Source organism: Nonomuraea sp. NPDC004354 (genome assembly GCF_053602555.1).
This window is the reverse complement of sequence record NZ_JBSGDV010000003.1, coordinates 443,743-456,812: the sequence shown is the minus strand read 5'-3', so window position 1 is coordinate 456,812 and position 13,070 is coordinate 443,743. Positions and strand designations below refer to the sequence as shown.

Annotated in this window: 11 protein-coding genes; 6 read left to right on the top strand and 5 right to left on the bottom strand. The window is 70.3% G+C overall.

The genetic code is table 11. The features are described 5' to 3' along the window. Window positions 1-71: 71 nt before the first annotated feature. Both ACWENQ_RS12825 and ACWENQ_RS12820 read left to right on the top strand, forming a co-directional pair. The gene (locus tag ACWENQ_RS12825) at window positions 72-1,475 is read left to right on the top strand and encodes a sugar porter family MFS transporter (RefSeq protein ID WP_449924402.1); all 1,404 of its coding nucleotides are present in this window, start codon (window positions 72-74) and stop codon (window positions 1,473-1,475) included. A gap of 171 nt (window positions 1,476-1,646) precedes the next feature. After that, a complete protein-coding gene (locus tag ACWENQ_RS12820) occupies window positions 1,647-2,222 on the top strand; it encodes a histidine phosphatase family protein (RefSeq protein WP_449924399.1) in 576 nt (191 codons plus the stop codon). 16 nt (window positions 2,223-2,238) lie between these two features. Here the strand turns inward: ACWENQ_RS12820 and ACWENQ_RS12815 are convergent, their stop codons facing one another. Next, on the bottom strand, window positions 2,239-2,454 hold the full coding sequence (locus ACWENQ_RS12815) for a hypothetical protein (protein ID WP_452414207.1): 216 nt from the start codon (window positions 2,452-2,454) through the stop codon (window positions 2,239-2,241). A gap of 366 nt (window positions 2,455-2,820) precedes the next feature. Continuing rightward, window positions 2,821-3,168 carry a hypothetical protein gene (locus tag ACWENQ_RS12810; protein WP_449924394.1) on the bottom strand — a complete coding sequence of 116 codons (348 nt, stop codon included), beginning with the start codon at window positions 3,166-3,168 and terminating at the stop codon, window positions 2,821-2,823. A 730-nt stretch (window positions 3,169-3,898) separates the two neighbouring features. On the opposite strand from ACWENQ_RS12810, the gene ACWENQ_RS12805 reads away from it, so the two are divergent. Together ACWENQ_RS12805 and ACWENQ_RS12800 are read left to right on the top strand one after the other, a co-directional pair. After that, window positions 3,899-4,873 carry a GlxA family transcriptional regulator gene (locus tag ACWENQ_RS12805; protein WP_452414206.1) on the top strand — a complete coding sequence of 325 codons (975 nt, stop codon included), beginning with the start codon at window positions 3,899-3,901 and terminating at the stop codon, window positions 4,871-4,873. A 2-nt stretch (window positions 4,874-4,875) separates the two neighbouring features. Next, window positions 4,876-5,499, top strand: a complete 624-nt coding sequence (locus tag ACWENQ_RS12800; protein WP_449924385.1) for a DJ-1/PfpI family protein — start codon at window positions 4,876-4,878, stop codon at window positions 5,497-5,499. Between the two features lie 247 nt (window positions 5,500-5,746). Here the strand turns inward: ACWENQ_RS12800 and ACWENQ_RS12795 are convergent, their stop codons facing one another. From ACWENQ_RS12795 to ACWENQ_RS12785, 3 genes are all read right to left on the bottom strand, one after another. Further along, window positions 5,747-6,943, bottom strand: a complete 1,197-nt coding sequence (locus ACWENQ_RS12795) for a cytochrome P450 (RefSeq protein ID WP_452414204.1) — start codon at window positions 6,941-6,943, stop codon at window positions 5,747-5,749. Window positions 6,944-7,135: 192 nt separating this feature from the next. After that, window positions 7,136-7,735, bottom strand: coding sequence for a DUF1707 domain-containing protein (locus ACWENQ_RS12790; RefSeq protein ID WP_452414202.1), 600 nt, complete (start codon window positions 7,733-7,735; stop codon window positions 7,136-7,138). A 279-nt stretch (window positions 7,736-8,014) separates the two neighbouring features. Continuing rightward, the gene (locus ACWENQ_RS12785) at window positions 8,015-8,749 is read right to left on the bottom strand and encodes a PadR family transcriptional regulator (protein ID WP_449924378.1); all 735 of its coding nucleotides are present in this window, start codon (window positions 8,747-8,749) and stop codon (window positions 8,015-8,017) included. Between the two features lie 400 nt (window positions 8,750-9,149). Here ACWENQ_RS12785 and ACWENQ_RS12780 point away from each other — a divergent pair, with 400 nt between their 5' ends. Continuing rightward, the gene (locus ACWENQ_RS12780) at window positions 9,150-9,875 is read left to right on the top strand and encodes a metal-dependent hydrolase (RefSeq protein WP_449924375.1); all 726 of its coding nucleotides are present in this window, start codon (window positions 9,150-9,152) and stop codon (window positions 9,873-9,875) included. 146 nt (window positions 9,876-10,021) lie between these two features. Next, window positions 10,022-12,799, top strand: a complete 2,778-nt coding sequence (acnA, locus tag ACWENQ_RS12775) for an aconitate hydratase AcnA (protein WP_452414527.1) — start codon at window positions 10,022-10,024, stop codon at window positions 12,797-12,799. Window positions 12,800-13,070 lie beyond the last annotated feature (271 nt).

Sequence of the window (13,070 nt, the reverse complement as noted above, 5' to 3'; positions counted from 1 at the left end):
CTCGACCCAGGGCGGAGCCGTAGCCAGGCCTGTCGTGGGTAGTGGGCGCGACCGTGGGTAGTGGGCGCGACATGGTGCGCTCTGAGCATGTACGACAGGAAAACATCGGTCATGTCGTCTTCATCACGGCGGCCGCCGCCATCGGCGGCTTCCTGTTCGGCTACGACAGCTCGGTGATCAACGGCGCGGTCACCGGAATCCGGCACCACTTCCAGGTGGGCGCGGTCGAGACGGGCTTCGTCGTGGCCATCGCCCTGCTGGGGTCGGCGGCGGGCGCGTGGCTGGCCGGCGGGGTGGCCGACCGGTGGGGGCGCGTCAGGACCATGCAGCTGGCCGCGGGACTGTTCGCGGTCAGCTCGATCGGCCAGATGCTGCCCTTCGCCCTCTGGGACCTGGCCTTCTGGCGGGTGCTCGCCGGCGTGGCCATCGGCATGGCCTCCGTGATCGGCCCCGCCTACATCGCCGAGGTGGCCCCGCCCGCCTACCGCGGCCGGCTGGGCTCCTTCCAGCAGCTGGCCATCGTGCTCGGCATCGCGGTCTCCCAGCTGGTCAACTACATGATCGCGCGCCTGGCCGGCGGCAACGTCAACAACGAGCTGTGGGGTCTGCAGGCCTGGCAGTGGATGCTCGGCGCGTGCGTCGTGCCGGCCCTGCTGTACCTGCTGTTCGCCTCGGTGATCCCCGAATCGCCGCGCTTCCTGGTCGCCGTCGGCCGTACCGAGGCGGCCAAGCGGGTGCTGGCCGAGGTCGAGGGAGAGAGCGCCGACCTGGACACCCGGCTGGAGGAGATCCGCAGCGTGCTGCGGACGGAGGAACGCACGCACCTGCGCGACCTGCGCGGCCCCGCGCTGGGGCTGCTGCCGATCGTGTGGATCGGCATCGTGCTGTCGGTCTTCCAGCAGTTCGTCGGCATCAACGTGATCTTCTACTACTCCTCCGTGCTGTGGCAGTCGGTCGGCGTCACCCAGAGCAACTCGCTGCTGATCAGCTTCTCCAGCTCGGTGATCAACATCATCGGCACGTTCATCGCCATCGCCCTGGTCGACAAGCTCGGCCGCAAGCCGTTGCTGCTGATCGGCTCGGCCGGCATGGCGATCTCGCTGGGCACCGCCGCGTGGGCGTTCAGCGCCGCCAAGTACGTCGGCCAGACGGTCACGATGCCCGACCCACAGGGCGCCGTCGCGCTGATCGCGGCCCACACGTTCGTGCTGTTCTTCGCCCTGTCATGGGGTGTGGTGGTGTGGGTCCTGCTGGGCGAGATGTTCCCCAACCGCATCCGCGCCGTCGCCCTGTCGGTCGCCGCGGCCGCCCAGTGGCTGGCCAACTGGGCGATCACCGTGACGTTCCCCAGCCTGGCGGAGTGGAACCTGCCGCTCACCTACGTCATGTACGCGTGCTTCGCGGCGCTGTCGTTCGTCTTCGTCACCAGGTGGATCAAGGAGACGCGGGGCCGCAAGCTGGAGGAGATGGGCTAGCACTCCAGCCGCGCGGCGATCCCGCTGGCGTGCCGGGTTACGGCCGCGGTGGTGATGCGGTGGTGATGCGGTGGTTGGCGGCCACCGCATGATTGTCGTTTGCTGGATGATCGCGGTGGTCGCGGGTGTTCTGCCTGCCCACCACACCGCCCTTGTGAAGGAGGACGCCCCATGCGTTGGCTGGACGTGCGCCGGCACAGCCTGACCAAGAAGGGCGCGATGCGTGGCCGGGGGTCCCATCTGTCGGCTGAAGGCATCGCCCTGGCCCGTTTCATCGGTTCCGGAGCCGGCCCGTACGAGCGCGTCGTCACCAGTTCGGTCCCTCGGGCGGTCGAGACCGCCGTCGCGATGGGTTTCGCCGTCGACGACACCATGGAGATGCCGTCGGGCTACGTATCCGGAGAGATCCCCCGGCATGCCCAGTGGAACTGGGCGCAGCCGTACAGGCGACTCGCGGACGTCATCCGGAAGGGTCATGCCGCGGCGGCGGTGGCCCAGACCCATCGCGCGATCTGGGCGGACACGGTGGCTGGTGTCCCCGAGGGCGGGTCGGCTCTGCTGATCGGGCACGGAGGGGCGATCGAGCTGGCGTTGGTGGCGTGTTTGCCGGATGCCTCGCACGACACATGGGGGACGCCGTTCGCCCACTGCGATGGCGTGCGCCTCGGCTTCACCGAAGGTCACTTCGTCGGCGTCGAGTTCCACCGGGCCCCGCAGAGCCTCTCCAGCCGAACTGAAGATCGCTGAAGTACGAGACTAGAGATCAACGAGGAGTCCAGACTCTCCCGGCGCCGCCCAGGCCGAGCGACCGGCGCTCCCTCGCCCGGCGGGCGGCGGCCTCACGCAGGTCCGTGCGCAGGTCCGGCAGGTGCCGGGCGACCTCGGCGCGCCCGGCGTCGGGCAGGATGATCACGAGGTCGGCCAGACCGCGGGTGTCGCGGGCGGTGATGCGGTCGCGGACCCGCGCCCAGGCGGTCACGAGGCGGCCTTTGCGGAAGTAGATCTGGTCGCCTCCCGCCCTGGGGGCTCGTCAATCGGTGCCCGCAGGGGCTGTGCTTTCGAATGTGGGCGCGTCGGTGCCGGGTTCAATACAAAGCACGCGGGTTCGTCGCGGCCCGACGAATCACTGGGACAATTCATCGGTCGTACCGCGACGAACCCGCGCCGCACTTCACGGGAATCGGATCGACCCGCCGTCATCGGAAAGCGTTGAATAATCGATCCGCGAAAAAACTCTGTCGTTCTGACGGTTCAATTTATTGAGCGGTGATAAACCCCTTGCGGTTCGCGTTCGGCTCGCGTGAGCGCGGGCCGGCGAAGCCGGCCCGCGCCATCAGGTCAGGACTCAGGTGTTCGCACCGTCCCAGTGCCTGTCGCGCTCGACCTCGGCCTCGTTGTTGTTGTTGTTGGTGTTCGTGTTGTTGGTGTTGACGTGGTTGTTGATGTTGATCCTGAGACGGCCGTGGCCGCCCCGGTTGTGGCAGCGACGGCCCCAGCCGCCGCCCCAGCCGCCCCAGCCCCTGAAGCCGCAGCGACGGAAGCCACCGCAGCCCCAGCCGCCCCAGCCCGTCGTGACGGCCGAAGCAGTGGTGGCGGCGGATGCCGCGGTGGTGGTGGCGCCGACGGCGACGAAGCCGCCGCTCACGGCGGTGGTGAGTGCGAGGCCTGCGATGACTCGCTTGAAGCTGGTCATTGGGTTTCCTCCTGAAAGGATTGACTGCCCGTGAATGACGAATTCAGGGTGGTTGAAATGTTCTCTATGGTCACGAGCGACCATCCCTGCATTCTCTTGATTGCCGGGCCGCATGCCAGACAAACGGGACATCACCCCATTTTGCTGTACATTAACGTTGCTATTGCTCTACTTAAAGATCTATCAGTCGATATAGCCCGATTTGGGCCGTTATAACGGGGGTGAATGGCCATTTTTCCCAAACCCCCGCTAATCGGTATAAATTCGGACATATCGCCCAGGCTGGCTGTGCGTGCACCCGCCGTTCGCCGCCCGGCACGGGCCCCGACCGTGCACGGCGACCCGTGTCCTGCGAGAAGCGGGCCCTCGAAGGGGTGGGTCCTGCCCTTCCGTACGGCACGCCCCCTGGACGCCGACCGGCCGTACGTCATCAGCGAGCACGCCGACCCGCAGGACGCGGTGCGCGAGAGGGCGTCCTGGCCGGGGCCGGATCGCCCGCCACTCCGACACCCAGGACACGGTGCTGTTCGCCACGACCTTCAAGGGCCGTGACCCGGTGGCCGGGCAGCGGCACGAGTTCCGCCCGGCCGCCTTCGTCGGCCCAGGTGGCGGCGGGATGTTCAGGACCGCCGGCAGGGGCGGGCACGGGCACCTGGGCCTCGACCTCGGGCGGGCGTGGCAGGATATGCAATCTTCCTGTCATTGACGCCATCGTGTGACGCTGACCAGCATGAAAAGCATGCAGCGGCGCGTCGTGATCGTGGTCTTCGAGGGGTTCCAACTGCTCGACATGGCCGGTCCCGCCGACGTGTTCGCTCTGGCGGGCATGCTGGCCGGCGAAGGCGGTTACCAGGTGGAGGTGACCGCCGTCCGCGCCGGCGACGTGGCCGCCCTCAACGGGGTCGCGACGGTCGTGCGGACCCCGCTGGCGGACGTCGGCGGGCCGGTCGACACGCTGGTGGTCGCCGGCGGGCTGACCACCTTGGACCTCCTGCCGGACCGGGAGCTGATCGACGGCATCACGCGCCTGGCCGGGATGGCGCGCAGGGTCACCTCGGTGTGCGGCGGCGCGCTGCTCCTGGCCGAGGCGGGCCTGCTGGACGGCAGGCGGGCGACCACCCACTGGCTGGCCGCCGACGCTCTGCGCGCCAGGTACCCGCTGGTCGAGGTGGACGCCGATCCGATCTACATCAAGGACGGCACCGTGTGGACCTCGGCGGGCGTGACGGCGGGCATCGACCTCGCGCTCGCGCTGGTGGCCGAGGACCACGGGCACGCCCTGGCCAGGGACGTGGCCTGCGGGCTGGTGGTCTACCTGCAACGGCCCGGCGGGCAGAGCCAGTTCAGCACGCCGATGAGCGCGCTGACTCCGCGCAGCGAGCCGTTGCGCGAGCTCCAGACGTACATCGACGCCAATCCCGCAGGCGACCTGAGCGTGCCCGCCCTGGCCCGCCACGCGGGGATGAGCGAGCGGCACTTCTCCCGCGTCTTCACCGCGCAGGCCGGCCTGTCACCCGGCCGGTACGTCGAGCGCAGCAGGGTCGACGCCGCGCGGCGGCTGCTGGAGCTCACCGACCACCCGCTCGAGCGGGTGGCCAGGGAGGCGGGGCTGGGCACACCGGAGACCCTCCATCGCGTCTTCCACCGCCATTGGCGGATCTCACCCGGCGACTACCGTCGCCGCTTCCAGAAGAAGGAGCACTGACCATGCAGGTCGCCATCCCGCTCTACCGGCGCTTCACCGCGCTCGACGCCGTCGGCCCCTACACCGTGATGGCCTTCGCGCCCGGTTGCACCGTCACGTTCGTCGCCGCCGAGCCGGGCCCCGTCACCGACGACCGCGGCAGCCTCACCCTGCAGGCCACGGCGGGCTACGCCGACCTTCCCCGTCCCGACGTGGTCATCGTGCCCGGCGGCGCGGGGACCTTCGACGCGCTGCACGACCAGGCCCTCGTCGACTGGATCGCCGAAGCGCACGCCCACACCCGGTGGACGACGTCGGTCTGCAGCGGATCGCTCCTGCTGGGCGCCGCGGGGCTGCTGCGGGGCACGAAGGCCACCACGCACTGGGCCATCCTCGACATGCTGGCCCAGTACGGCGCCGAGCCGGTGAGCGAGCGGGTGGTCACGCAGGGCAAGATCGTGACAGCGGCGGGCGTGTCGGCCGGGATCGACATGGCGCTCACCCTGCTGGCCGGCGCCATCGACGTGGAGACCGCGCAGGCCGTACAGCTGGCCATCGAGTACGACCCGCAGCCGCCTTTCAATGCGGGCTCGCCGAAGACCGCGCCCGAGGGACTGGTGGAGCGGACGCTGGCGCTGCTCACCTAGCGGCGTACTGCCCGCGGTCGGCCTTTTCTCGCAGGTCGGCCCGGCTCCCGGGCACTACCGGCCGCTGCTCGACCACCTGGCGCGCGCTCGACGCCCGCCCGGGGGAGCGGGTGCTCGAGTTCTCCACCGTCTCCGCACCTGGTTGGCGGTATCTCCGGGGTACGGCAGGCGGAGGACCCCGGGCGTACGGCGCGGCTGACGGCGTCCGCGGAGAGGGGATCGCCGCAGGCCCGCCGCGCCTGCCCCGTCAGGTCCCGCCGGTCTTGCGGACGGGCAGCCGCACGGGGCGGTGGACCAGGTTCCCCGTGGTCCACGGCAGGGTGTCGGCGGGTTCGGTGAGCGTCAGCCCCGGCAGCCGGTCGACCAGCACGCCCAGGATCTCCTGCAGCTCCATCCTGGCCAGGTTCGCGCCGAGGCAGAAGTGCGCGCCGCGGCCGAACGTGATGTGCTGCGGCCCCTTCCTGTCCAGGACCATGGTGCGCGGCTCGGGGAAGACGGACGGGTCGTTGTTCGCGCCGACGAAGGCGGCGATGATCCCTTCCCCCTTGCCGACCGTGCCCGAGGGCAGCTCGATGTCCTCGGTGGCCACTCTGATCATCGTGCCCTCGCCCGGCGTCTCCAGCCGCAGCAGCTCCTCGACGGCCGTGGGGATCAGCTCGGGCGCGGCGACGAGCCGCTCGTAGCTCTCCCGCGGATCGAGCAGCCTGAGCATCGACCTGGCCAGCACGGAGCCCGTCGTCTCGTGCCCGGCCAGGAAGAGCCCCACGGTCATCCGGACGAGCTCGTCCTGGCTCAGCCGGTCGCCTTCGTCCCTCGCCTCGATCATCGCGGCGAGCAGGCCGTCACCCGGGTCCTCGCGGTGGGCGGCGATGAGGTCGGCGGCGTAGTAGTAGAACTCGGTGGCCGCCGCGAGCTTCTCCTCCGAGGTGAGGCTCGACGTCGACAGCATCGCGTCCGACCAGCCGCGCACGCGCTCGGTGTCGATGCCCGCCACGCCCATCACGTCGCAGATCATCTGGACCGGCAGCGGGAAGGCCAGGTCGGCGACGAGGTCGAAGCCGGCGGGCAGCCGGTCGATCAGCTCGTGCGTGAGCGCGCGCAGCCGCGGCCGCCAGGTGGAGACCTGGCGCGGGGTGAAGGTGCCCGACAGCAGCCTGCGCAGCCTGGTGTGCTCGGGCGGGTCGGTGTTCATCAGGCTGCCGGGGGAGTCGGCGATGTTGTAGCCCTCGAACATCCGCGGCGCGCCGGGGTAGTGCAGGTTCCGGCTGAAGCGGGGGTCGCTCAGCACCGCGACGACGTCGTCGTACCTGGTGGCCAGCGTGACCACGTCGCCGCTGGGCAGCCTGACCCGGCCGAGCGGATCGCTGTCGCGCCGTTGGGCGTAGCGCTCGTGCGGGCATCCACGAGGGCCGGTCAGGAAGGGAAAACTCTCGAGTTCGGCCATGGTTCGGACGGTACCCAGCGATCCGCGGGCTGCCTAGCCCTCCGTACGGCCCCGCATCCCTCACCCTGGTGCCCGGGTCTGCGGCCGTGCCTCGTGCTGGTGTCATGGGCCTGCGGGGCTGCTGCGGCCGTCCCTCGGTCCGGTGTCGCGGGTCAGCGGCTGGCCCTGGGCCGCGTGTCACCGGCCCGCGGGTCAGCGGCCGAGGCGGGCCAGGTGCGACCGGCGGTGCGCGAACCCGAACACCATCGCGGCCACCCACACGAAGAACAGCACCTTCAGCACCGAGAACCCGCTCACCGCCAGGCCGATGACCAGCGCCACGAGCAGGACGGGGGCGAGCGGGCCCGGGCCCCGGTGGCGGCGCCCCAGGTGGGCGTGGCGCATCCGGTGCGCGTGCATGCGCCGCAGGTGCCGGGCCCTTCTCGACCCGCCGTGCCCGTACTCCTCGGCCCACCGGGCCGCTCCCGCCCAGGCGGCCTCCGGCCAGCCGCCCGGCCACGCGTCCTGCCCGCGCCGGGCTTCCGGCCACGGGGCCCGCTCCCGCCAGACGTCCGGCCAGGCGCCCGGCCCGTTCCAGACGGCGGCGCCCCGTGTGGGGGAGTGGCGGTCGGGGCCCGGCAGGTCGGCGTGGACGCGGGCCAGGTCGCCGGCCGTACGGGCCGACAGCGCGAGGTCGAGCCGCTCGTCGAGCTCCTCGCGGGTCAGCCGGCCCTGCGCGAAGTGCTCGCGCAGCGCCGCCATCGTCTCGTCGCGCTCGGCGTCGCCGATGCGCAGTTGGTCGTCGGTGCTCATTGCGTGGCTCCTCTCGGGAGCCCCGTCCAGGGCTCCCGGCCTGCGCTCTGTCGTGATCGGGTCAGGGGCCGCGGCGCGCCGTGCGGCGCCCGCGTCAGGGTCGGGCACGCCATCGGGCACCCACGGGGAAAGCGGGTGGGGTACGCCATCCGGGTACCCATGGGGAAGCGGGTCGGGTACACGATCCGGGCACCCATGGGGTAGCGGGTCGGGTAGCCATCCGGGCACTCTCGGGGAGGGCGGATGGCGTGCCGCGGGGGGTGCCGGGCATGCCGGGGGTCACTCCTCCTCGGGGTCGCCGTCGGCCAGGATCTGGTAGAGCTTGCGGCGCGTCTCGATGAGCGCCTTGCGGGCCTCGCGGACCTGCGCCTCGGTGCCGCTGTGCAGGATCTGCATCATCGCGAACGCCGACTGCTTGGCGATGTCCATCAGTTCGGCCGAGTTGTCGTCGATGTCGGGACGCATCTCGTCCCAGGGCGCCCGCACCTCGTCGGCGTGCTCGGTGATGTAGGCGCGGCCGGCCTCGGTGAGGCGGAAGGTCTTGCGGCCCTCGCTCTCCTCCGAGACGACCAGGCCCTCGTCGGTGAGCTGCTGCAGCGCCGGGTAGACGGCGCCGGGGCTGGGCTTCCAGCCGCCTTCGCTGCGCTCGGCGATCTCCTGGATGATCTGGTAGCCGTTGCGCGGCTCCTCGGCGAGCAGCGCGAGGATCGCGGCGCGGACGTCGCCCCGCTTGGCCTTGCGTCCCCTGCCGCCGAACCCGTGGCGGCCGAAGGGCCCCCCGGGGCCGCCCCACGGGCCTCTGCCGAAGTCGAAGGGGAACGGCCCCGGCCGGCCCCTGCCGCGCTGCCTGTGATCGTGCGGGCCGCCCTCGGGCTGGGGGCCGCGCCTGTGGTGGTGATGCCCGCCGTGCTGCTGCCACGCCTCGGCCATCGTCCGGAACGCCTCGCGCGCGGCTCGCTTCATCTCCCTGGCGTCGGCCCACTGGCCGCCGCTCGCCGCCTGTGCGGAAGTCATGTGTCTTCTCCTTCTTGTTCACGATCGACCTTCGATCGTTCTCGATGCTTCGACGATATATCGGTAACGTGTCGATAGCAACCGATCTTTCGCGATCAATCCTGAGATGGGCGACAGAGTGAGCTAGATCACGAAAAAGTCGCGGAAATCGGGAACATGCATGGGGATGGAGGCCGTTAACTAGAGCAGACGAGGTCGTTCCGCGTCGGCAGGGCTGGGGGGTGCTGTCGCCGCGGTAACGGCCTCGTCTTCGTTTGCGGGCCCTGTCGTCCGGGCCGCAGCCCCCTGCGCTCCTGGAACCGGGCGCCGCTCGCGTGCGGATGTCCGGCGGGCGTGGCGGAACGCCCATACGAGGGCTTGGTGCGCGCTTTGCCGTACGATGACGTAGCGTGATCTTGACATGATGGGGCACACGCACGCGATGTCGGGAGCCGCCGCCTGGCTGGGCCTCGCGCCCCCGCTGGCCATGCTCCCGCTGCTGAACGAGTCGAGCAGGTTCATCGAGACCGGCATCATGGCGGGCGCGCTGACCCCCGCCGAGATCATCGCGGGAGCGCTGGTGTGCGCGGGCGCGGCGATGCTGCCCGACCTCGACCACCCGAGCGCCACGATCGCGCAGACCTTCGGGCCCGTCACCTGGCTGCTCAGCAAGGGGGTCTCATGGCTGGCGGGCGGGCACAGGGGGGCGACGCACTCCCTGGCCTTCGCGGTGGCGGCCGGGTTCGGGACGCACTGGCTGGCCGGCAGCTACCCGATCGGCAGGGACGTCGTGGTGGTGCTGCTCGTCGGGCTGGCATTACGCGCGATAGGCATCGGCATCCCCGGCAACAAGCTGGGCTCGGCGATGGTCAACATCGGCCTGACCGCCGGCCTGTACGTGGTCTTCAGATCGCTGGAGGTGGGCTACGCCTGGCTGGGCCTGGCGGTCGCGCTCGGCTGTCTCATCCACGTGGTGGGCGACTGCATGACCGAACGCGGCTGCCCGGTGCTGTGGCCGATGGCCTACAAGTTCATGCTGCCTTGGAAGATCGGCATCAAGACCGGGAAGAAGTTCGAGCAGAAGATTCTCGCGCCGGTACTTTCTGTCGCGATTATCGGCCTGCTGTACTGGAGACTTGCCTACTAGCCGGTAACTTGATGTCGAGATACTTGCCGAGATATCTTGACGTCGAGAGACCTGCCGCCACCTGCGAGTTAGGGTGACCTAACGTCGTGACAGGTGCTGAAGTGCGGCAGGATCTGTGACGGAGAACTTGTCTAACGAGGAGGCGAATCACCGTGTCCGCGAACAGCTTCGGCAGCCGTGACACGCTACGCGTCGGCGACGCGTCTTACGAGATCTTCCGGCTGGATGCAGTCGAGGGCGCTGCCCGCCTCCCGTACAGCCTGAAGATCCTGCTGGAGAACCTCCTGCGCACCGAGGACGGCGCCAACATCACCGCCGACCACATCCGCGCACTGGGCCAGTGGGACCCGAACGCCGCCCCTAGCGTCGAGATCCAGTTCACCCCCGCCCGCGTCATCATGCAGGACTTCACCGGTGTGCCGTGCGTGGTCGACCTGGCCACCATGCGCGAGGCCGTACGCGACCTCGGCGGCGACCCCGCCCGCATCAACCCGCTGGCGCCCGCCGAGATGGTCATCGACCACTCGGTCATCGTCGACTACTTCGGCCACCCCGACGCCTTCCAGCGCAACGTGGAGCGGGAGTACGAGCGCAACCGCGAGCGCTACCAGTTCCTGCGCTGGGGCCAGACGGCCTTCGACGAGTTCAAGGTGGTGCCGCCCGGCACCGGCATCGTCCACCAGGTCAACATCGAGCACCTGGCCCGCGTCGTCATGATCCGCGACGGCAAGGCCTACCCCGACACCTGCGTCGGCACCGACTCCCACACCACGATGGAGAACGGCATCGGCGTGCTCGGCTGGGGCGTCGGCGGCATCGAGGCCGAGGCCGCGATGCTCGGCCAGCCCATCTCGATGTTGATCCCGCGCGTGGTCGGCTTCAAGCTGACGGGCAAGCTCCCGGCCGGCGCGACCGCCACCGACCTGGTGCTGACCATCACCGAGATGCTGCGCAAGCACGGCGTGGTCGGCAAGTTCGTCGAGTTCTACGGCGAGGGCGTCTCCTCGGTGCCGCTGGCCAACCGGGCCACGATCGGCAACATGAGCCCCGAGTTCGGCTCCACCTGCGCGATCTTCCCGATCGACGGCCAGACCGTCGACTACCTGCGCCTGACCGGCCGCTCCGAGGAGCAGGTCGCCCTCGTCGAGGCGTACGCCAAGGAGCAGGGACTCTGGCTCGACCCGTCGGCGCCCGAGCCGGTCTTCTCCGAGTACATCGAGCTCGACCTGGCCACCGTCGTCCCGTCGATCGCCGGCCCCAAGCGCCCGCAGGACCGCATCGCGCTCAACGACGCCAAGCGGGCCTGGCGCGCCGCCGTCAAGGACTACGCCGCCGAGGAGGACTTCGGGCCGATCGACGAGGCCGGGGCCGAGTCCTTCCCCGCCTCCGACGCGCCCGCCGTCGACCACGACGGCGACCGCGACCAGCCGCACACGCCCGCGCTCAACGGCGAGCGGCCGCACAAGAAGGTGCCCGTCACCCTGGCCGACGGCACCAGCTTCGAGATCGACCACGGCGTGGTCACCATCGCCGCGATCACCTCGTGCACCAACACCTCCAACCCCTACGTCATGCTGGGCGCCGCCCTGCTGGCGCGCAACGCGGTGGAGAAGGGCCTGACCCGCAAGCCGTGGGTCAAGACGTCGCTGGCGCCCGGCTCCCAGGTCGTCACCGGCTACTTCGAGCGTTCGGGGCTCCAGCCGTACCTGGACAAGATCGGGTTCAACCTGGTCGGCTACGGCTGCACCACCTGCATCGGCAACTCGGGCCCGCTGCCCGAGGAGATCTCGGCCGCCATCCAGGAGAACGACCTGGCCGTCACCGCGGTCCTGTCCGGCAACCGCAACTTCGAGGGCCGCATCAACCCCGACGTCAAGATGAACTACCTGGCCTCGCCGCCGCTGGTGGTCGCCTACGCGCTGGCCGGCACGATGGACATCGACCTCGACACCGAGCCGCTCGGCGAGGGCGCCGACGGGCAGCCGGTGTTCCTCAAGGACATCTGGCCCTCGCCCGACGAGGTCGCCGAGGTCGTCAGCTCCTCCATCGGCCGCGAGATGTTCGAGCGCGACTACGCCGACGTCTTCAAGGGCGACGAGACCTGGCAGTCGCTGCCGATCCCGACCGGCGACACCTTCGAGTGGGACCCCGCCTCCACCTACGTGCGCAAGGCCCCCTACTTCGACGGCATGCCGGAGAAGCCGGAGCCCGTCACCGACATCGCCGGCGCCCGCGTCCTGGTCAAGGTCGGCGACTCCGTCACCACCGACCACATCTCGCCCGCCAGCTCCATCAAGGTCGGCACGCCCGCCGCTCAGTACCTGCAGGCCAACGGCGTCGAGGTCAAGGACTTCAACTCCTACGGCTCGCGGCGCGGCAACCACGAGGTGATGATCCGCGGCACGTTCGCCAACATCCGCCTGCGCAACCAGATCGCGCCGGGCACCGAAGGCGGCTACACCCGCGACTTCACCCAGCCCGACGGGCCCGTGTCGTTCATCTACGACGCCTCGGTCAACTACGCCGCGGCCGGCACGCCGCTGGTCGTCCTGGCGGGCAAGGAGTACGGCTCCGGCTCCTCGCGCGACTGGGCGGCCAAGGGCACGGCGCTGCTGGGCGTCAAGGCCGTCATCGCCGAGTCCTACGAGCGCATCCACCGCTCCAACCTGATCGGCATGGGCGTCCTGCCGCTGCAGTTCCCCGAGGGGCAGAGCGCCGCCTCGCTGGGGCTGACCGGCGAGGAGACCTTCGACATCACCGGCGTCGAGGAGCTCAACCAGGGCACCATCCCCGGCACCGTCCACGTGAAGGCGGGCGACGTCGAGTTCGACGCGGTGGTCCGCATCGACACGCCGGGCGAGGCCGACTACTACCGGCACGGCGGCATCATGCAGTACGTGCTGCGGTCGCTGCTGGCCAAGTAGTCGCCTGCCAAGCAGGCACGAACGTCCCGCACCCGCGACCCGGCCATCCGCCGGGCCGCGGGCGGCGGGAGCCCGGCCACCGGCCGGGCGGGCGCGACCCTGAACGCGCCCAACTCGGGGGAACCACCCGACCTGACCGCCGCCCGCCGCACCACCCCGCGCCGGGCGGCGGCGCCATTCCAGGGCCGCATCCATCGCATCTGCTGTGGGGTGGTGTCGCTCCTATCCCGTACGGCAAGCCGTCCCCAGGCCACCGTGGTCACCGGTGCCC

What these genes read in the sequence shown, in the direction of transcription:
- ACWENQ_RS12800 (WP_449924385.1), top strand. Translation starts at nt 4,876, where the DNA reads ATGCAGGTCGCCATCCCGCTCTACCGGCGCTTCACCGCGCTCGACGCC.
- ACWENQ_RS12805 (WP_452414206.1), top strand. Translation starts at nt 3,899, where the DNA reads ATGAAAAGCATGCAGCGGCGCGTCGTGATCGTGGTCTTCGAGGGGTTC.
- ACWENQ_RS12785 (WP_449924378.1), bottom strand. Translation starts at nt 8,749, where the DNA reads ATGACTTCCGCACAGGCGGCGAGCGGCGGCCAGTGGGCCGACGCCAGG.
- ACWENQ_RS12790 (WP_452414202.1), bottom strand. Translation starts at nt 7,735, where the DNA reads ATGAGCACCGACGACCAACTGCGCATCGGCGACGCCGAGCGCGACGAG.
- ACWENQ_RS12810 (WP_449924394.1), bottom strand. Translation starts at nt 3,168, where the DNA reads ATGACCAGCTTCAAGCGAGTCATCGCAGGCCTCGCACTCACCACCGCC.
- ACWENQ_RS12795 (WP_452414204.1), bottom strand. Translation starts at nt 6,943, where the DNA reads ATGGCCGAACTCGAGAGTTTTCCCTTCCTGACCGGCCCTCGTGGATGC.
- ACWENQ_RS12825 (WP_449924402.1), top strand. Translation starts at nt 72, where the DNA reads ATGGTGCGCTCTGAGCATGTACGACAGGAAAACATCGGTCATGTCGTC.
- ACWENQ_RS12780 (WP_449924375.1), top strand. Translation starts at nt 9,150, where the DNA reads ATGATGGGGCACACGCACGCGATGTCGGGAGCCGCCGCCTGGCTGGGC.
- ACWENQ_RS12820 (WP_449924399.1), top strand. Translation starts at nt 1,647, where the DNA reads ATGCGTTGGCTGGACGTGCGCCGGCACAGCCTGACCAAGAAGGGCGCG.